Annotated in this window: 13 protein-coding genes; 12 read left to right on the top strand and 1 reads right to left on the bottom strand. The window is 46.5% G+C overall.

The window, feature by feature from the left end; all coding sequences use genetic code 11:
• Positions 1–187: 187 nt before the first annotated feature.
• From QF041_RS09850 to QF041_RS09800, 11 genes are all read left to right on the top strand, one after another.
• Positions 188–1,078, top strand: coding sequence for an ABC transporter permease (locus QF041_RS09850; RefSeq protein WP_074094500.1), 891 nt, complete (start codon positions 188–190; stop codon positions 1,076–1,078).
• 29 nt (positions 1,079–1,107) lie between these two features.
• Positions 1,108–1,986, top strand: a complete 879-nt coding sequence (locus tag QF041_RS09845) for a carbohydrate ABC transporter permease (RefSeq protein ID WP_091032085.1) — start codon at positions 1,108–1,110, stop codon at positions 1,984–1,986.
• A 32-nt stretch (positions 1,987–2,018) separates the two neighbouring features.
• On the top strand, positions 2,019–3,104 hold the full coding sequence (locus QF041_RS09840) for a glycoside hydrolase family 53 protein (RefSeq protein WP_307413814.1): 1,086 nt from the start codon (positions 2,019–2,021) through the stop codon (positions 3,102–3,104).
• Between the two features lie 91 nt (positions 3,105–3,195).
• Entirely contained in the window at positions 3,196–5,268 is a 2,073-nt protein-coding gene (locus tag QF041_RS09835) for a beta-galactosidase (protein WP_307413811.1), read from the top strand.
• Between the two features lie 207 nt (positions 5,269–5,475).
• Complete coding sequence (locus QF041_RS09830; RefSeq protein ID WP_124113995.1) at positions 5,476–6,915, top strand: NAD-dependent malic enzyme; 1,440 nt, start codon at positions 5,476–5,478, stop codon at positions 6,913–6,915.
• Position 6,916: 1 nt separating this feature from the next.
• Complete coding sequence (locus QF041_RS09825; protein WP_307413809.1) at positions 6,917–7,639, top strand: HD domain-containing protein; 723 nt, start codon at positions 6,917–6,919, stop codon at positions 7,637–7,639.
• Between the two features lie 299 nt (positions 7,640–7,938).
• The gene (locus tag QF041_RS09820) at positions 7,939–9,006 is read left to right on the top strand and encodes an FUSC family protein (protein ID WP_091032071.1); all 1,068 of its coding nucleotides are present in this window, start codon (positions 7,939–7,941) and stop codon (positions 9,004–9,006) included.
• A gap of 318 nt (positions 9,007–9,324) precedes the next feature.
• Entirely contained in the window at positions 9,325–9,786 is a 462-nt protein-coding gene (locus QF041_RS09815; protein WP_307413807.1) for a pyridoxamine 5'-phosphate oxidase family protein, read from the top strand.
• A 242-nt stretch (positions 9,787–10,028) separates the two neighbouring features.
• Complete coding sequence (gene helD, locus QF041_RS09810; RefSeq protein ID WP_307413806.1) at positions 10,029–12,404, top strand: RNA polymerase recycling motor HelD; 2,376 nt, start codon at positions 10,029–10,031, stop codon at positions 12,402–12,404.
• 310 nt (positions 12,405–12,714) lie between these two features.
• On the top strand, positions 12,715–14,574 hold the full coding sequence (locus tag QF041_RS09805; protein ID WP_307413805.1) for an adenine deaminase: 1,860 nt from the start codon (positions 12,715–12,717) through the stop codon (positions 14,572–14,574).
• A gap of 385 nt (positions 14,575–14,959) precedes the next feature.
• Positions 14,960–15,880, top strand: coding sequence for a hypothetical protein (locus tag QF041_RS09800; RefSeq protein ID WP_307413803.1), 921 nt, complete (start codon positions 14,960–14,962; stop codon positions 15,878–15,880).
• A 156-nt stretch (positions 15,881–16,036) separates the two neighbouring features.
• On the opposite strand, the gene QF041_RS09795 is transcribed toward QF041_RS09800, so the two are convergent.
• Positions 16,037–16,957 carry a helix-turn-helix domain-containing protein gene (locus tag QF041_RS09795; RefSeq protein ID WP_307413802.1) on the bottom strand — a complete coding sequence of 307 codons (921 nt, stop codon included), beginning with the start codon at positions 16,955–16,957 and terminating at the stop codon, positions 16,037–16,039.
• Between the two features lie 172 nt (positions 16,958–17,129).
• Between QF041_RS09795 and yicI the strand changes: the two genes are divergently transcribed.
• Positions 17,130–19,448, top strand: coding sequence for an alpha-xylosidase (yicI, locus tag QF041_RS09790; RefSeq protein ID WP_307413800.1), 2,319 nt, complete (start codon positions 17,130–17,132; stop codon positions 19,446–19,448).
• The last annotated feature ends 49 nt before the right edge of the window (positions 19,449–19,497 follow it).

The raw sequence follows: 19,497 nt of genomic DNA, 5'->3' as shown, positions 1-19,497 counted from the left end.
CAAGTAGCGCCCGGACAACTAACGTCTGGGCGCTTTTTTTTGTTTATTCAAGCTAAGGCAAAGTGGTTGAATTTGTGCCATTTATATTGCTTTTATGTGCTGTTTGGACCCCGTAAAAGGTTGATATAATCGCATTATAAGCCACTCAGGGAGTACTTGAGTAGGAAGAAATACAGGGGGAGCAATCATGAGAACTTTGAAACGCACTTGGCCATTCCACGTTATGCTGTTGCCAGCCATTATCTTTCTGATTATCTTCAGTTATGTGCCTATGGGCGGGATCATTATGGCATTCCAGAACTACAAGCCATGGCTTGGGATTAGCGGTTCTGAATGGGTTGGGCTGGACAACTTTAGATATCTGTTTGAACGTGAAGACAGCTTACAGGTCATCTGGAACACATTGATTATTGCTGTACTTAAACTGATTTTTAATTTATTTGTTCCATTTGTTTTTGCCATTCTTTTGAATGAGGTTCGCAAGATGGCTATACAGCGAACGATTCAAACACTTGTCTATTTACCTCACTTCTTGTCCTGGGTCATTCTGGGCGGGATTTTGATAGATCTGTTGTCAACAGGCGGCTTGGTTAACCGGGTTCTGGGAACCTTCGGACTCGGGCCATATTTCTTCCTAGGAGACAACAGTTGGTTCCGATCTACGGTCATTCTGACAGATGTGTGGAAAGAATTTGGCTATAACATGATCGTCTTTCTGGCTGCCCTTGCCGGAATTAATCCAGCATTGTACGAAGCAGCGGAAATTGACGGAGCAGGACGCTGGAAACAGACACTGCACATTACAATCCCTTCGCTTGTGCCGATGCTGATGGTTGTAGGAACACTGGCACTTGGTAACGTACTGAATGCCGGATTTGACCAGATATTCAACTTGTATAACCCGCTCGTATATCAAACGGGTGACATCATTGATACATTCGTATATCGTTCCGCAATGCAGAATGGTGAGATGGGCTTTGCAACCGCGATTGGATTATTCAAATCGGTCATTAGTATGATCTTGATTCTTGTATCGTACAGCTTAGCCAAAAAATACGCTGGATATCGCATATTCTAAACGAATGAACAGAGAAAGAAGGGACCACGATGTATCATAAATCATTGCCTTATCGCGTGTTTAATATAGTCAATACCTGCTTTCTGATTTTGATCGCCATTATGTGTATCATACCGATGGTTCATGTCCTGGCTGTATCCTTTAGTACGAAGGCAGCTGCCGACGCCAATCTGGTCAATCTCTGGCCCGTAGGATTTTCACTTGAGGCTTACAAAAAAACGATGAATAATCCAATTTTCTTGAACTCGCTCTGGATTTCACTTCTACGTACAGTAATTGGTACAGCTATTACCTTGCTGATTACGTTCCTGGCGGCGTATCCGTTGTCCAAAGAGAATAGTGAATTCAAAGGCAGAACGATCTACTCCTGGATTTTTGTATTCAGTATGATTTTCAATGGGGGACTGGTGCCATTCTATATGGTTATCCAGAAGATCGGGTTGATGGATTCCTTCTGGGTACTGGTACTCCCAGGGGCAGTTAACACATTCCTTGTCATTCTGATGCTGAACTTCTTCCGCGGTATTCCAAAAGAGTTGGAGGAAGCGGCGCTCATGGATGGAGCTAACCATTTCAGAACATTGTTCAGTATCTTCCTTCCCATTTCGATGCCGTCCATTGCAACAATTGCATTGTTCAGTATGGTGTTCCACTGGAATTCCTGGTTTGATGGATTGCTCTACATGAATAACGCCAAGGATTACCCACTTGCTACATTTATGCAAACGGTCATTATTGGACGTGATATGAGTAGCATGAGCATGAATCCAAAAGAAATGGAAGCCCTCTCTCAAACTACGGTAAGGGCAGCTCAGATCTTCATCGGAAGTGCACCAATCTTGATTGTGTATCCTTTCCTGCAACGTTTCTTTGTCAAAGGTATGACGTTGGGCTCAGTTAAAGGCTGAGCCTGTACCCCAAATTAATGGAGGTTGATACAGTGAGCAACTTGACGGAAAAGACATTCATTCTGGGAATGGATGTGTCCTTTATGGATGAAATCGAACAGCATGGCGGGAGTTATAGTGATGTGGATGGCAAGGAACAAGACTTGCTGTCCATCCTGAAGATTAATGACGCTAACGCGATACGACTTCGAATCTGGAATGATCCTGTTGGTGGATTCTGCAATCTGGAACGGACGGTGGAGATAGCCAAACGGATCAAGGAACAGGGCTTGAAATTTTTGCTTGATTTCCATTATTCTGATCGCTGGGCTGATCCAGCCAATCAATGGAAGCCGAAAGCATGGGAGCAGCTGTCCTATGAAGAGCTTCAACGTGCGGTATGCATGTATACGGCAGACGTTCTGAGAACGTTGAAGGAACACGATGCGCTTCCGGACATGGTGCAGGTGGGCAACGAGATTACACCAGGCATGTTATGGAATGAGGGACGTGTCGGTGGAGAAGAGCATGATACGGATGAACAGTGGGAGCGTTTTGCAGGCCTTGTGAAGTACGGAATTGCTGCGGTCAAATCCGTTGACGCGGATATTCAGATTATGATACATATTGATCGTGGTGGAGATAACACCGAGAGCCGCAAGTTTTACGATCGCTTTGAAGCACTGGGTGTGGAGTTTGATATCATTGGTCTCTCGTATTACCCTTGGTGGCATGGCACACTCGACGCATTACGTGACAATCTTCATGATCTGGCTGAGCGTTATGGCAAACCTATCAATGTAGTTGAAACCGCTTATCCATGGACGCTGGAGCAGCCGGAAGGTATTGAATGGATATTGAATCAGGAAGATATGTTGTTACCAGGATACCCTGCAAGTGTAGAGGGACAGACCAAATACCTGAAGGATCTATTGCAGATTATTCGCGAAGTTCCTGGTGGTTTGGGTCACGGATTCTATTATTGGGAACCTGCCTGGATACCAAGTAAAGAAGAATGGTCCGTCGGTCATCCGAATAACTGGGGCAACCTCACCATGTTTGATTTTAAAGGTCGCAAGTTGGAATCGTTTACAGCACTTGCTACTGTTGAAGAATCAGATGTCGTGACATACGTGTAATCTAGCGTAATACGTATCGTCTGTGAAGTCGTTGTTATCGTTATCGTATATAAACTAAAAAAACAGTAATTAAAGCAAGGGAGTTGTCCTTATGACATACAAATTTCCACCTGTAAGTTCCAAAGCCCCGCACATGTTGCATGGCGCAGACTATAACCCGGAGCAATGGCTCCGCTATCCTGAAGTTCTGGAAGAAGATATTCGCTTGATGAAGCTTGCAAAGTGTAACGTGATGTCCATTGGTATCTTCTCATGGGTATCCCTTGAGCCAGAAGAGGGCGTATACACGTTTGAATGGCTGGATCAGGTGTTGGATCGTTTTGCAGCAAACGGTATCTATGCATTCCTCGCTACACCAAGTGGTGCCAGACCTGCTTGGATGTCCGCGAAGTACCCGGAAGTGCTCCGCGTATCCGAGAAGCGCGTCCGCAATCTGCATGGTTTCCGTCACAACCATTGTTATACTTCCCCGGTATACCGTGAGAAGGTTACTGCGATTAACACAAAACTGGCAGAACGTTATTCGGATCATCCGGCTGTAATCGGCTGGCATATCTCGAACGAGTTCGGCGGAGACTGTCATTGTGATTATTGTCAGGAAGCATTCCGTGGTTGGGTTCAGAAGAAGTATAAAACACTCGATGAACTGAATCATTCGTGGTGGACGACATTCTGGAGCCATACGGTTACAGACTGGAGCCAAGTGGAATCTCCGGCTCCACACGGTGAGACACAGGTACACGCAATGAATCTGGATTGGCGCCGTTTCGTTACGGACCAGACAGCTGATTTTATCGTGCATGAAACGAAACCATTGAAAGCTCAGAATCCTGATCTGCCGGTCACAACAAACCTGATGGAATTCTATGGCGGTCTGAACTATTGGAAGTTCGCTGATATTCTGGATTTCCTCTCTTGGGACAGTTATCCGACTTGGCATGATGCAGATGACGACGCGAAACAGGCATCCCGGATCGCAATGATGCATGATATCGTTCGTTCTATCAAAGGTGGTCAGCCGTTCTTGCTGATGGAGAGTACTCCAAGTTCAACGAATTGGCAAGATGTCAGCAAACTGAAAAAACCTGGCATGCATCTGCTCTCTTCTCTCCAGGCTGTGGCACACGGCTCCGATAGTGTTCAGTACTTCCAGTGGAGAAAAAGCCGGGGGTCCAGTGAGAAACTTCATGGTGCGGTGGTAGACCACGTAGGAACGGAACACACTCGAGTGTTCCAAGATGTCACCGACGTAGGAACGGCTCTTGAAGGTATGGAAGCCATTGTAGGAACAGCGGTTCCGGCAGAAGTTGCAATCATATTTGATTGGGAAAACCGCTGGGCCGTTAATGATTCACAGGGTCCGCGTAATATCGGTGTAAAGTATGAGCAGACGGTGGAAGAGCATTACGAAGCGTTTTGGAAAAAGGGAGTCGCTGTAGACGTTATTGATATGGATGCAGATCTGTCCAAGTACAAATTGCTGATTGCTCCAATGCTCTATCTGGTACGTGAAGGTGTCGGGGAACGCATTGAGAAGTTTGTAGAACAAGGCGGTACGTTTGTAGCAACTTACTGGTCTGGTATTGTTAACGAAAACGATCTGTGTTTCCTGGGTGGATTCCCAGGCCCACTGCGTAAGACACTTGGCATCTGGTCCGAGGAAATTGACGGCTTGCATGATCGTGATCTGAACGGAATTATCCCGGAGAAGGGCAATGAGCTTCAGCTCAATGCAGCGTATGATGCAATTGAACTGTGTGATCTGATTCATCTGGAAGGCGCGAAGTCCCTGGCTACGTACCGTTCTGACTTCTATGCCGGACGCCCGGCATTGACGGTTAACCAGTTAGGTTCAGGAAAAGCATATTATGTAGCGACACGTCTGAAAGCGCCATTCTATGATGATTTCTATGCGAAACTAATCGCTGACCTGAACATTGAGCGTGGAATTGAAACCGAGTTGCCTGCCGGAACAACGGCACATACACGTACAGATGGTACAGCTGATTATGTGTTTGTACAGAACTACACGCCAGATGAGAAGCTGATTGAACTAGATGGACAGTCCTATACCGATCTGCTCAGTGGTGATACCGTGGAAGCAAGTCTCAGCTTGAAGCCATATGACATTTGTGTTCTGCGCAGACCGGCTGCCCGGAAATAATATAGATTCTTATGTTATTAAATAAATGAAGTAGTATTAAGAAGAGATTGCCCTGAACGCCTGCATTGGTGTTCAGGGCATCTTTTTATTTTATGCATTTGGCTGTTGAACCACTTTTTCTGGACAAGATAAAGGATAAACGTGTCCGCGTAGCGAAGACAAACACGTAACATGTAACTCAAGACTTTCAGTCTGGGAGGAATGGAAATGAATCAAAGAAATCTGGATGGTAACAGCATTATTATTCGACTGGAAATGACAACTAAGGATATCAAGTTTGGCGAAGTGGCTTCGGCCATCTCGGAAGCTGGGGGAGACATCATTGCCATCGACGTGATTTCCACCAATCAGGATGTAAGCGTGCGCGACTTGACGGTCGCAGTTACAGATGCACAAGATAACAGTAAAATTATAGAAGGGGTGCGCCAGCTTAAAGGTGTGTCCATTATTAATGTATCGGATCGGACGTTCCTGCTTCATCTGGGCGGCAAGATCGAAGTAACACCAAAGACCCCGATTCAAAACCGGGAAGATCTGTCACGTGTGTACACACCGGATGTGGCTCGTGTATGTTCAGCCATTTCAGAAGAACCTGGCAAAGCCTTCTCATTGACAATTAAACGGAATACAGTGGCCGTCATATCTGATGGCAGTGCGGTGCTTGGGCTTGGTAATATTGGGCCTCGTGCAGCGATGCCTGTCATGGAAGGTAAAGCGATGTTATTCAAACAGTTTGCTGGTGTGGATGCTTTCCCAATCTGCCTGGACACACAGGATACCGAGGAAATCATACGTACTGTGAAAGCGATATCACCTGGTTTTGGCGGCATTAATCTGGAGGATATCTCGTCACCGCGTTGTTTCGAAATTGAACGTCGTCTGAATGAGGAATTGGACATTCCTGTATTTCATGATGACCAGCATGGCACAGCGGTTGTGTTATATGCTGGTCTGATCAATGCGCTCAAACTGGTGGGCAAGTCCATTGAAGATGTGAAGATTGTGGTCTGCGGTATTGGTGCAGCAGGTGTAGCTTGCAGCAACATATTATTGTCTGCAGGAGCCAGTCGACTTATTGGTGTCGATCGTGAGGGTGCAATTGTACGAACACAAACCTATGAGAATGAAGTCTGGAGTGATTATGCAGCTCGTACTAATCCCGAACTGGAGACTGGCTCGCTGCGTGATGTCATTCGTGGAGCCGATGTGTTCATTGGCCTGTCCCGCGGGAATCTGTTAACTCGCGAAGATGTGCAGACCATGGCAGAAGATCCAATCGTGTTTGCGATGGCAAACCCGGTACCTGAGATTATGCCTGCCTTGGTGGAAGACATTGTGGCTGTAATGGCAACGGGACGATCCGATTATCCGAATCAGATCAACAACGTGTTATGTTTCCCGGGTATCTTCAGGGCAGTTCTGGATTGCCGAGCCACCGAAATTAATGAAGAAATGAAGCTGGCAGCCGCTCAAGCGATTGCTTCGGCCATTACGGATGAAGAGCGTACACGTTATTACATTATTCCGAGTGTGTTCAATGATAAAGTGGTCAAATCGATGCGCAGTCGCGTGATTGAAGCAGCTATTAAGACGGGTGTAGCTCGGCGTATTCCGCGTGAACAGGCCCGTGAAGGCGGGGAATCGTAAGATGTCAGAGAACCCTCTTGAACCTGGTGGGAATCTGCAAGAATTAGGGCACATGTATAATATAGATGGAATAACGGCAGGAGAGGCTGTTCTGCGCGCCGCCCGATCCTTTGTTCAAGGGGACTCATCCAAGCATAGTGATGGTCATGACTGGCCGCACATTGAACGGGTAACCGCACTTGCGGTTGAACTCGCTCACCGCATGGGGGCAGATCCATTTGTCTGCGAACTGGCTGCATTATTACATGATGTACCGGATGAGAAGCTGAATGAGAGCTTGGAAGCCGGGATGGCCAAATTGAATAACTGGCTGGATACCCAGCCTCTTGACCCGGATATACGTAATAAGGTTGTGGGTATTATTAGCACCATCTCATATGCGGGAGGACAGCGTCCTGCGGTCAGTTCGCTTGAAGCACAGGTTGTTCAGGATGCGGATCGACTGGATGCACTGGGTGCGATTGGGATCGCGCGAACCTTTGCCTTTTCAGGCGCCAGAGGGCGTGAGATGTACGATCCGTCCCTTCCCCCACGGGAGCAGATGACCCATGAGGAATATCGCAATGGGCGCAGTACAACGATAAATCACTTTTACGAGAAGTTGTTCAAGCTCAAGGATTTGATGAATACCTCCTATGGCAAGGAGCTGGCGGAACAGCGTCATGATTATATGGTGCAGTTCGTGGACCAGTTCAAAAGGGAATGGGAGGGCACGGACCGTTAGGCAGGCATAACAAGCATGAGCATTCCACAGAGGTATAATAAGTAACAGGGCGAATCTTTGAAGTGGCGAAAATCCATTTTGAAGATTTGCTTCTTTTTGGGTTAATAATGTGTATTAACATACATAAAGAAATCAATTTCACAATACCTCTGACTTATGACATGGCAACGGAAGACCTTACATGGTACAATAAATCGTTCTCCTGAATGAATTCAGGCAAAAAAAGAAATATGGGGTAATAATGAACATGATTATCAAATGTAAAATTTCAGGTTCGGTAAAGAGGAGGGGTCACCACCATGTCGTTTGGTGCACGTGTACTTAAGACGGGGATCGCGGTCACACTTGCCTTGTACCTAAGCAGCCTGTTCTTGAACCCGCAATCTCCCGTGCCTGCCGCAATCGCGGCTATATTCGCCATGCAGCCTTCCATCTATCGTTCCTGGAAATACTTCCTGGATCAGTTGCAAACGACCACGCTGGGAGCTATTGTCGCCCTTCTGGGGGGCATGGTGTTGTCCAATGAGCCAATCGCCGTTGGATTAATTATTGTACTTGTCATCATGATCTGTCTTAAATTGAATATGGGTGAGACGGTTGGCCTGACACTGGTCACGGTTGTATCCATTATGGAAGCCTCGGGTGACTGGCATTTTGCACTCAATCGTTTTCTGTTGACACTGGTTGGTATTGTATCGGCGTTTCTCATCAACATTACGGTATTTCCTCCGAAACCGAAGGTTCAGTTCGTGAAGCAGATCCATAGTGTATTCAGCGGTATGTCATTGCTTCTACGAACCTCGATCTCGGATGAGATCAAGGAAGTTGTATTCCGGGAGGAGAAAAGCAACCTGGGCGGTTCCATTAAGTCTCTCTCCGACAAGTATAACTTGTTCGAAGAGGAACAGAAAAAGATGAAACGTTCGAAGTTCAGCGAAACTCGGCAGATGGTGGTCTACAAACAAATGCTGCTGAGTCTGCAAAAAGGGTATGAGGTGCTGGATTCGGTGGAACGCCACTATTTCCAGGCACCGCGGACAACGGCCATGGATCAGTTTTTTGACTCACATCTTGAACTGGTTATCAAATTCCATGAGCATGCACTGCTCAAGTTCGAGGATAAGCTGAAACCTAATGGGGAAGAGGCCGCACAGTTTGTATTGGATAATGACCGTTTCATGGAGCAGGCGATCACGCAGTTTGATATCGACAAGGAAGGGATGTTACGATTGTCCATCGTGGCTGCTGCCATTTATGATTACGGATATCAGTTGGAACGTCTGAATCGACTTGCCGAACATGTGCATAGCGCCAGTGAAGACAAAGAATCACAGGACAAAATTTTGAATTGGCTTAAGTGGCCTTAAGTGCGAGTTCAAAAAGGCTGGTTTTCAGTACCGAGAAGATGGAATGAAGCTAGAAATGGAGTGGCGGAGCGTAGGAAAAACTACGTGAGCAACGGAGATTTCGGCTGAATTTCATATTCGATGCTGATGATGCCGTTAGGCATGATTCGTAATCAAAATTAGACTTTTTGAACAACCTCTCTACGTGCGAATTGCGCACCTGCTTGGCGATCATATACAATGTAGTTACAACATTGCCCGGACAATCGTGTCCGGGTTGTTTTGTCATACATACGGCTGAAGGGCATGAATGAATATAACGAACTGAGGGATAGAGACATGATTATAGAGGAATTGGACGCTGAACTAATGGAATGGTTGAGTGGGACAAATCTGGACCATAAACAGCATGAAGCCATGCAACTGCTAACCGTATCTGAGGATCAATGGCCGCATCAGGCGATGATTAGTATGGGGGAAGTGATTGCGATAAATCCGCATCAGCTTAGACTTGCTTTATGGCCAGGTACACAGACCAGTATGAACATGAGCAAAACAGGCAAGGCTACCTTGATTGCGGTTCAAGGACATCGATTGCTGCATATCCGTATAGAAGTAGAACGGCTGCCTGAGATGAAGGGCGCTGTTCATCCGAGAGATCGTTTTGAAGCACAAGTGCTTCAGGTACGTGTGGATCACGCGCCATATGCGGACATCACTTCAGGAATAACCTTTCAATTAAAAGATGAACTTGGAGCAATTACACGTTGGAAAGAGACGATTGAAGAATTACGAAAATAGGCAGGAGTAGCTAAGTCAGATGAGGACCCGGTGATGGGTAATAATGAAGAAGAAAACAACAAAAAACGCCTCCGCTTGCATCGGGACGTTGTCACTGGTACAATAAAAAATGGTTTTCGAAAATTAGAACTAATTAACATATAATTAAAATGTTTACTTTCTAATAATTATACCATTGCCTTTTCGGGCTTGTCAAATGGGATTTTGAGGACACAATCCGGGGAAAGAGGGGCTATTAACATATGAGTACAGACCAGCAGTGGAGTGAAGAACAACAACGGGTCGACACGGTGACCGATCAGATTGAACGCAAGATCACAACGTTAGAAGATGAAGTCGGTTCCTTCCGTGACGAAGTGGTAGGAATGAGAAAAGACTTCTGGGACGAAGTCACGATGAACTTTAGCGAAGCGGATGATGTTGGAGAGACTTCAACCAGCATGCGGCAGCAGTCACAGGTATTGTCCGATCGGGAGCGCAGCCATCTCAATACAGCAGCTGCGTTGGATAAAATGAAACGACTGCATCATTCACCGTATTTTGGGCGCATTGATTTCAAAGAAGATGGATATCCAAATGCAGAACGCATTTATCTGGGCATTGCATCGTTGCTGGATGAGAAGGAAGAATCTTTTCTGGTCTACGACTGGCGTGCGCCAATCTCCAACCTGTATTATGACGGAGCACCGGGTCCAATCACGTATCATACACCCAGTGGGGAGATCAGCGGTGATATAGAGATGAAGCGACAGTTTGTCATTCGGGACGGTCGTATCCGTTTTATGTTTGACACGGGGGTTACGATTGGTGATGAGTTGTTGCAGGCCGTGCTCAGTCGAACTTCGGATGCACAGATGAAGAGTATTGTAGCGACCATTCAGAAGGAGCAAAACCGGATTATCCGTAATGACCGGACACGTATGCTCATTGTGCAAGGCGCAGCCGGCAGTGGCAAAACATCCGCGGCGCTCCAGCGTGTGGCATATCTTCTCTATAAATACCGCGAGCATCTGCAAGCGGATCAGATGGTTCTTTTTTCACCAAATCCAATGTTCAACAGTTATGTCTCCACGGTACTGCCTGAGCTTGGGGAGGAAAACATGTTGCAAACGACCTTCCAGGAGTATCTGGAGCGCCGTTTGGGTCGTGAATATCAACTGGAAGATCCGTTTATTCAACTCGAATATGTACTTACGGGGACGGAAGATCCCGATTACGATGTTCGCATGTCCAGCATTCGCTTCAAGTCGTCCGAAACGTTCCTCAAGGTGATTACACGTTATAAGGAAAGTATGTTGTCAGGTGGCATGAAATTCAAGCCGGTTCGCTTCCAGGGCCGAGCGATTGTCACGTCAGAGGCTATGGCTGAGAAATTCTACAGCTTCGAGTCGTCCGTTAAGCTGGTGAGCCGTCTGGAGATGTTACGGGAATGGATGCTGAAAGAACTGTCTGCCTTTGGTAAAGGTGAACTGGATGCGCCTTGGGTCGATCAGCAGCTTGATCTGATGGAGCCGGAGGATCTGCAACGTGCCTATCAGCGCCTGAAGCGCAAGCAAAAAGGAAAGACCCATACGTTTAATGACTTTGAGCAGGAAAGAGAAATTCTGGCACGTATGGTGGTCAGTGACCGACTCAAACCGTTGCGAAAATGGATTAAGTCCTTACGATTCGTTGATATAAGACAATTATACGCACATCTATTCAACGATCAGGCTCAGATGGAGCGATTGTTGGGTGACGAAGCGCTGCCTGCTCAATGGGATGAAATCTGTAAAATGACTTTACGCAGATTAAAGCTTCAGGAGTTGGCATATGAAGATATTACGCCATACTTGTACTTGCGTGAGCTTATGCTTGGATTCCATATTAACTCCAATATTCGCCATGTCATCATTGATGAAGCCCAGGATTATTCTGCGTTTCAGTTGGCATTTATGAAGAGATTGTTCCCACGGGCGAAAATAACAGCACTTGGTGACTTTAATCAGGCAATCTATGCCCACTCTTCAGTACTTAGTGGAACAGGACCCTTGACTAACCTGTACGGACCAGACAATACGGAAGTGATTGAGCTAACCAGAAGTTATCGATCTACCCGTGAGATCGTGGAGTTTACACGTGGCATGGTGCCTGGTGGGGAAGAGATTATTCCATTTAACCGCAGCGGTGAGAAACCTAAAGTGATCGTATCTTCCGATTCAGAGCGTCATATGAATGTCATCACGACAGACCTCAAGCACTTGATTAAGGAAGGGTACGAATCGGTTGCAGTTATCTGCAAAACCGCCGAAGAGAGCAGGGACGTACATGCTGCATTGAGTAAGGCGCTGCCCACAGCACCGAAGTTAATCAAAAAAACGACGCTGGCTTTTGAGCAGGGTGTTCATGTGATCCCGGCGTATCTGGCCAAAGGTGTGGAATTCGATGCTGTCCTGATCTATGACGGCTCTGCGGAGCAGTATGCTCAGGAGCATGAACGCAAGTTGTTCTATACGGCTTGCACACGAGCGATGCATCTGCTGCACGTTTACTGCGTGGGCACACCGAGTCCGTTCATTACCGCCCAGTCGGAAGAAAAGTATGATCTTGGCAAGGTGTCTGCTGCGCAAGTGGACTGACATAACACTTCATATGCATGAAGAAGGCTTCCGTTCAATGGAACGGGAGTCTTTCTGTATATGATACATATATCGGGAAGAAGCTAGCTTAGCGAGGGAAGTATAGATGATGAGGTTACAGCCATATAGGTGATCGTATTGATAAAAATACCTAACGTGAATTCGTAAGGATTGGGTCCCGTGGATAAATACGACTGCATAATTTGTATTTAAGCACAATCGATGTGATTTTTCTTTACACATGAAGTCCGGACTCATATAATCGTAACAATATATTTTTTTTGGATCGTTTATTAAAGGAGGCAACAAAATGAACAAATCATCTTTTGAACGGCCACTTATGGCCGATTGTGTACCTGATCTGGTCGCTACAGCACGGGGAGATTTGCCAGCGACTTTGGTCATTCGGGGAGGTACGCTGGTAAACGTGATATCGGGTGAGATTTTGCCTGAGATGTCCATAGCTGTACAGGGAGCTCGAATCGCTTATGTTGGTAAAGATGTAAGCCACACCATTGGAGAACATACCCGGATTATTGAAGCAAACGGTAAGTATATCGCTCCTGGTTTGCTGGATGGACACTGCCATATTGAAAGTACACAGATGAAAGTAACCGAGTTTGCGAGAGCGGTATTGCCTTCAGGCACGACCGGAGGTTTCTTTGACCCACATGAGATCTCCAACGTGCTTGGTCTGAAAGGTCTGAGACTGATGCTGGATGAAGCACGGACCACACCGATGGCTGCTTATATGCAGGTGGCTTCCTGTGTGCCTTCCACGCATCCAGGATTGGAGACAACAGGTGCTTATATCGGACCTGAAGAGGTAGCTGAGGCTCTTTCCTGGGGTCCAGACATGATTGGTCTTGGTGAAGTGATGAACTTCCCTGGGGTAGTCTATGGGGACGAGACGATGATTGGTGAGATACAGGCAACCCTCCGGGCAGGTAAAGTGGCAGACGGTCATTTCACCTGGGCTGCAGATGACTGGCGTCTGCCAGCCTACGCAGCGAGTGGCGTTACAGGGGATCATGAATGTGTGACCAAGGAAGATGTGGTTGAACGTCTGCGACTCGGGATGTACGCGAAGATGCGCCAAGGTTCGGCATGGCATGATGTGGCTGAGACAATCAAAGCCTGCACTGAGCTTGGTCTGGATACACGCCGGATGATGCTGGTGACTGATGATCGAAGCTCTGAATCGCTGCTCAAAGAAGGACATATGGATTTTGTTGTTCGTCTCGCAATCTCCCAAGGGGTGAAGCCGGTCACGGCTTTCCAGATGGCAACCATTAACACGGCTGAGCGCTTTGGTGTTGCGCGCGACATTGGAGCGATTATTCCAGGCAATATAGCCGATATTATTCTGCTGGACGGCCGGTTGGCGGATGTACGTGTGGGTATGACGATTGCTGCCGGGCAAGTTGTAGCCGAGAATGGGAAGATGACGGCGGTCTGGGACAGCTTCACGTACCCTGAGGAAGCGCTGAACACGGTGAAGTTAGAAGCTAATATTCAGCCAGTAGATCTGGAGTTGGCTGCGCCGATTCAAGAGGGGATCATTGGTGCCAAAATCATTCATGTGACAGAGAACCATGTGAATACAAAGGAGAAACACCTGCCAGTCACCGTAGAGAACGGCAAGGTTGTGGTTTCAACTTCAGGGGAAGTATGTAAAATTGCGGTATTGGAGCGTCATAAACAAACCGGGAATCGAGCGGTAGCGCTTGTTGGAGGCATCGGCTTCACATCACCTGCAGCGATTGCGATGACGGTTGCTCATGATAGTCACAATCTGTTGATTATCGGTAATGATGATGCGCTAATGGCTGAAGCCGGTAATCGCGTCATTCGTATGCAGGGCGGGGTCGCCGTGGTAACGGCAGCAGGTGTAACCGAATTCCCGCTACGGATTGCAGGTTTGATGTCAACCGAGCCATTCGAAGTCGTTGCAGCCCAATCGGCAGCAGTCAGTGAAGCTTTACGGTCCGCGGGATGTACATTAAATAATGCGTTCATGACGCTTTCGTTGCTCGCGCTGGTTGTGATTCCGGAATTACGTTTGTCCGACAAGGGGCTTGTGCGGATCTCGGCAGAAGGTATTGAACTGGTGTCCCTTTTCGATGAAGTGGTTAAGAATACACCCGTAGCTCCATCGGGTAATGAATGAACGGAAATGTCGACAAGACATCATTAAATAGGGTTCCATATAAAGCCGCCTTAGGGCGGTTTTTTAGTGTGTTTTGGGAGAAAACGCTTTCTAGGTCTTCCGGAGCTTGGTGTACATATGGAAATAATGACTGAAGTCATGCTGAAATAAGGATCGAATTTGAAAATAATGAATAATTGTGACTTTTGAACTATACATACAGAACTACGAATTCCCGAAATATAGTTATATGATTCTTTCGTAGTAAGTCTTAAAGATGATATTGCATATAAAAGCAATCCAAATTCGTCGTACCTAATAAGTATCCATTAAATGAATATGAAACGACACAATTTCATCCAGATTTGCACGTCAGAGCTGATAACTTCAGAGGGAGTGTACAAATATGAAAAGCAAAAGGGGTTACCGTTTTATCTTATTACTGAGTTGTTTGATCCTGTGTGCGAGTACAGCCTGTTCTTCCAAAGCCATTGCGGATGGTTCAGTCGACAGTTATGCAACGATTCATGGAGAACTTGATGTGCCAGTGAGAGCGACTTGGGTATGGGATACCACCCAGATCCGAAGTAATCCTCAAGAGGTGTTAAGTTACGCTACAGCGAACAAGATCAATACGATCTATCTGCAGTTGAACCGGGATATAAAGCTTCCTGAGTATAAAAGTTTTATCCGTCAGGCGAGAGCCAAGAACATTGCGGTTGACGTCATGGATGGAAGATCAGCCTGGGGGTTGACGGAAAGTCGGGAGCAGATTGCATCCTTCCTGGACTGGATCGAGGCATATCAGGCGCAGGCGTTGTCCAATGAGAAATTTGCTGGTATTCATCTGGATATTGAGCCACATGTGCACCCACAATGGAAAATCAATCAGGCCAGTGTAATTACCCAGTGGCAAGGCAATGTGGAGTATATTGTTGAGAGAGCATCACGGATGAAGATGCCGGTAGCGGCTGATCTGCCTTTCTGGCTCGATAACTACAAAATTCCGGGTTCCACGATGGCCGTGAGCAGCTGGATGATTCGCAAGTTTGATTCCATCACCATTATGGCTTACCGCGATACAGCTACTGCAATCTATAGTGTAGCGAAGGATGAACTTGCAGAAGCAGCTCTGCTCGGCAAGACGATCTCGATCGCCGTGGAAACAAAGCAAAGTAAGGAAGGCGACTTCATTACTTTTTATGAAGAGGGATCTGCTTATATGGAAGCACAATTAAAGTTGGTCGAAAAAATGGCTTCAGTACATGCGTCCTTTAACGGTTTCTCCGTACATGAGTACACTTCATGGAAGACGCTGAAAAAGTGAGACATCAATAACTCCTTAGCGCAATGCTTGTAGCAGCATATGAAATGAGTTCTAACTGAGACAACGTGACTCGGAACCTTATCTTGTTAGTTCTTGGGAATTGGAAGTTGATAAAGAAGGTGTTTGCAGCTGATGAGCTGTGAGCACCTTCTTCTTTTACACCTGAACCAGGGCAGATTCCATTCCTACGTTCTCATAGAACATTTTGCGATACTGTGAAGGTGTAGTGGCTTTATGCTTTTTAAATGTAGTGATGAAGTAGCTTAGATGCTCAAAACCCACATCCATGGCGATATCAACAATCTTGTGATCCGTATTCTCAAGCTGAACGCAGGCCTGTTGAACACGGTAATAGTTAATGTAATCAACAGGGGTTTTCTGCACCATCTGTTTGAAGAAACGGCAGAAGTGTCCTTCGCTCATATTGGCCTCATCGGCCAGTTCTCTTAGTTTCAGAGGTTCAGGATACCGTTTGTGAATATAACCGAGTACGGATTTCAGTCGCTCGATCTTATCGTGACTCCCTGTAGTCACGGTGCCTTTGAGCGGAGCAGATCTCATGTGTTCGAACATTCGGGCAAATATGAGGTACAGGTACGCTTTTGTTGACATTTCGCACGTTTCTGTTCTGGTAGCATGATCCGCAAATATACGTTTCAGATGATCCAGAATTTCTTGCCCCCAATCCCCATCTGCCTTGATATGAAAAGGGGGAATCACTGTTTTACGTACCAGTGGACCGATGAATTTCTCCTGTACCGTATCGAAGGTGCGGCTGCCGAGCAGCTCTGGATTAAACACAATGGAAGAGAATACGCAGGGAACCTCACCCTTCAGGTAGCCCGCATGGATCTCCCCTCGATTGATGAAAATGGCTTCTCCAGCTTGTACCTCAACGGTGTTCATATCAATCTGAAAGACGGCGCGGCCCTTGGTCACCATGGTGAACTCCATCTCATCATGCCAATGGCAATCGAGAATGCTATCCCCGTTCAGTTGTTGAATATCCGGGTACACACTGACGGGATACATGGCATTGCCGTGAATCCGGTCTTCCCGTAATCGTTCACGTTCCATATCAGATTCTCCTTTTGTATCATTATTAATGTAATCGTTTCCATAGATTGGTGATGATGTTCAAGAATCGGGTAGTTATTATCAAAATCGTGATATATTTGGTCAAAATAAGAGAAGAAATTCGTTATTAATATCAATATTATTATAATATAACCAAAGGGGGAAAGAAAACATGAAATTTACTGATGGATTCTGGATGACTCGTGAAGGGTACCAGATTCAAAACCCGACTGACATTCGTGATATTGTGCAAAAAGAGAATTCTGTGACCGTATATGCGGCAACTAAATATATTCGTTCCAAAGGCGACACGTTGAACGGTACATTGCTGAAAGCAACGTACAGCTCACCAATGCCTAACGTTATTCGTGTAACTCTGAATCACCATAAAGGCGGCGTGAAAAAAGGGCCTGTATTTGAGCTTAACACACAAGAAGCCAACGTTGAGATCTCAAAAAATGAACAAGGTGCTGTTTTGAAAAGCGGCAATTTGGAAGTTCAAATCGACAAAACAAACGGTTGGGACATTAGCTTCCTGTATGGAGGAAAACGGATTACAGGTAGCGGTCAAAGAGCTGCTGGTTATATTACAGGTCCAAGCAAGGAAGCATACTTCCGCGAGCAGCTTGATCTCGGTATTGGTGAATACGTTTACGGACTCGGTGAGCGCTTCACGCCGTTTGTTAAGAATGGCCAAATCGTAGATACCTGGAATGAGGACGGCGGTACAAGCAGTGAGCAGTCATATAAAAACATTCCGTTCTACCTGTCCAATAAAGGATATGGCGTATTTGTAAACCATCCTGAACGCGTATCATACGAGATTGCATCCGAGAATGTATCCAAAGTTCAGTTCAGCGTAGAGGGCGAGACGTTGGAATACTTCATTATCGGCGGTGACAATCCTAAGGATGTACTTGATAATTATACGAAATTAACAGGTAAACCAGCGCTTCCACCAGCATGGACATTTGGTCTGTGGCTGACAACATCATTCACAACGGATTATGACGAAGCAACGGTTAACCATTTCGTAGATGGCATGGCTGAACGTGATCTTCCGCTGTCTGTATTCCATTTTGACTGCTTCTGGATGAAGGAATACCAATGGTCTGATTTTGTATGGGATGAAGCGATGTTCCCGGATCCGGAAGGCATGCTTGCACGTCTGAAAGAAAAGGGGCTTAAAATCTGTGCTTGGATCAATCCGTATATTGCAGAAAAATCCTACTTGTTCGATGAAGGTATGGAGAATGGTTATCTGGTTAAAACAGCGGATGGCAGCGTATGGCAATGGGATATGTGGCAAGCAGGTATGGCTCTGGTTGATTTCACGAATCCGGATGCTGTGAATTGGTATAAGAGCAAGCTGGAAGTCCTGCTTGATCAAGGTGTAGATTCCTTCAAGACCGACTTTGGTGAAAGAATTCCGACAGATGTTGTGTACTTCGATGGCTCTGATCCGGTTAAAATGCACAACTATTACACACAGCTCTATAACAAAGCTGTATTTGAATTGCTCGAAGAGAAGATTGGCAAAAACGAAGCTGCCCTGTTTGCACGCTCTGCAACAGCAGGTGGGCAACAATTCCCGGTTCACTGGGGCGGTGACTGCTCTTCCACGTATGAATCCATGGCTGAATCACTTCGCGGTGGCCTTTCACTGGGACTTTCCGGTTTCGGATTCTGGAGCCATGATATCAGTGGTTTTGAAAGCACAGCGAGCCCTGACGTATACAAACGCTGGGTACAATTCGGATTGTTATCTTCACACAGCCGCCTGCATGGCAGTACTTCGTATCGTGTGCCTTGGCTGTTTGACGAGGAATCCGTGGACGTTGTTCGTGACTTTACCAAACTCAAAATCAGCCTGATGCCGTATCTGTACAATTCTGCGGTGGAGTCAACGGTAAAAGGGATTCCGATGATGCGTGCTATGCTGCTGGACTTCCCAGAGGACCCAACAACATACAGCCTGGATACGCAATACATGTTTGGTGATTCGATTCTGGTGGCTCCAATCTTCAACAAGGAAGGCGATGTTCGTTACTACCTGCCTGAAGGAACTTGGACGAACTATCTGACAGGAGCGAAAGTACAAGGTGGACGCTGGATCAGTGAAAACCATGACTTCAAAACACTGCCAATGATGGTCAAACCAAACAGCTTGATCGCTGTAGGTGCGGTGGATAGCAAACCGGATTACGACTTTGCGAATGAGGTGTCCCTGCACTTGTTCGAACTGGCTGACGGTCAAACGGCTCAAGCTATCGTTGTGAACCAAGCGGCTGAACAGGAGCTGACAGTTAACGTTACACGTAATGGATCAGTGCTGGAGGTTCGTGCTGAAGGTGCAGGCAAACCATGGAGCTTGGTGCTTCGCGGCATTGAGAGTGTATCCAGCGTTGAAGGTGGTTCCCAAGTATCTGGTGCAAATGGTGTTGTTGTTACGGCAGCAACTGGCTCAAACGCGCTTACAATCCAACTGTAACATGATATAGTAAAAGAAAAGGACGGTGCCGAAAGGTGCCGTCTGTTTG

The sequence above is a fragment of the Paenibacillus sp. W2I17 genome (assembly GCF_030815985.1).
Classification (GTDB): Bacteria; Bacillota; Bacilli; order Paenibacillales; family Paenibacillaceae; genus Paenibacillus.
The sequence above is the reverse complement of the archived record's forward strand: the minus strand, read 5'-3'. Positions and strand labels throughout refer to the sequence as shown.

Excerpts from the sequence above, each read along its gene's own strand:
- QF041_RS09850 (WP_074094500.1), top strand. The coding sequence starts at position 188 with ATGAGAACTTTGAAACGCACTTGGCCATTCCACGTTATGCTGTTGCCA.
- QF041_RS09845 (WP_091032085.1), top strand. The coding sequence starts at position 1,108 with ATGTATCATAAATCATTGCCTTATCGCGTGTTTAATATAGTCAATACC.
- QF041_RS09835 (WP_307413811.1), top strand. The coding sequence starts at position 3,196 with ATGACATACAAATTTCCACCTGTAAGTTCCAAAGCCCCGCACATGTTG.
- QF041_RS09830 (WP_124113995.1), top strand. The coding sequence starts at position 5,476 with ATGAATCAAAGAAATCTGGATGGTAACAGCATTATTATTCGACTGGAA.
- QF041_RS09825 (WP_307413809.1), top strand. The coding sequence starts at position 6,917 with ATGTCAGAGAACCCTCTTGAACCTGGTGGGAATCTGCAAGAATTAGGG.
- QF041_RS09820 (WP_091032071.1), top strand. The coding sequence starts at position 7,939 with ATGTCGTTTGGTGCACGTGTACTTAAGACGGGGATCGCGGTCACACTT.
- QF041_RS09815 (WP_307413807.1), top strand. The coding sequence starts at position 9,325 with ATGATTATAGAGGAATTGGACGCTGAACTAATGGAATGGTTGAGTGGG.
- helD (WP_307413806.1), top strand. The coding sequence starts at position 10,029 with ATGAGTACAGACCAGCAGTGGAGTGAAGAACAACAACGGGTCGACACG.
- QF041_RS09805 (WP_307413805.1), top strand. The coding sequence starts at position 12,715 with ATGAACAAATCATCTTTTGAACGGCCACTTATGGCCGATTGTGTACCT.
- QF041_RS09800 (WP_307413803.1), top strand. The coding sequence starts at position 14,960 with ATGAAAAGCAAAAGGGGTTACCGTTTTATCTTATTACTGAGTTGTTTG.
- QF041_RS09795 (WP_307413802.1), bottom strand. The coding sequence starts at position 16,957 with ATGGAACGTGAACGATTACGGGAAGACCGGATTCACGGCAATGCCATG.
- yicI (WP_307413800.1), top strand. The coding sequence starts at position 17,130 with ATGAAATTTACTGATGGATTCTGGATGACTCGTGAAGGGTACCAGATT.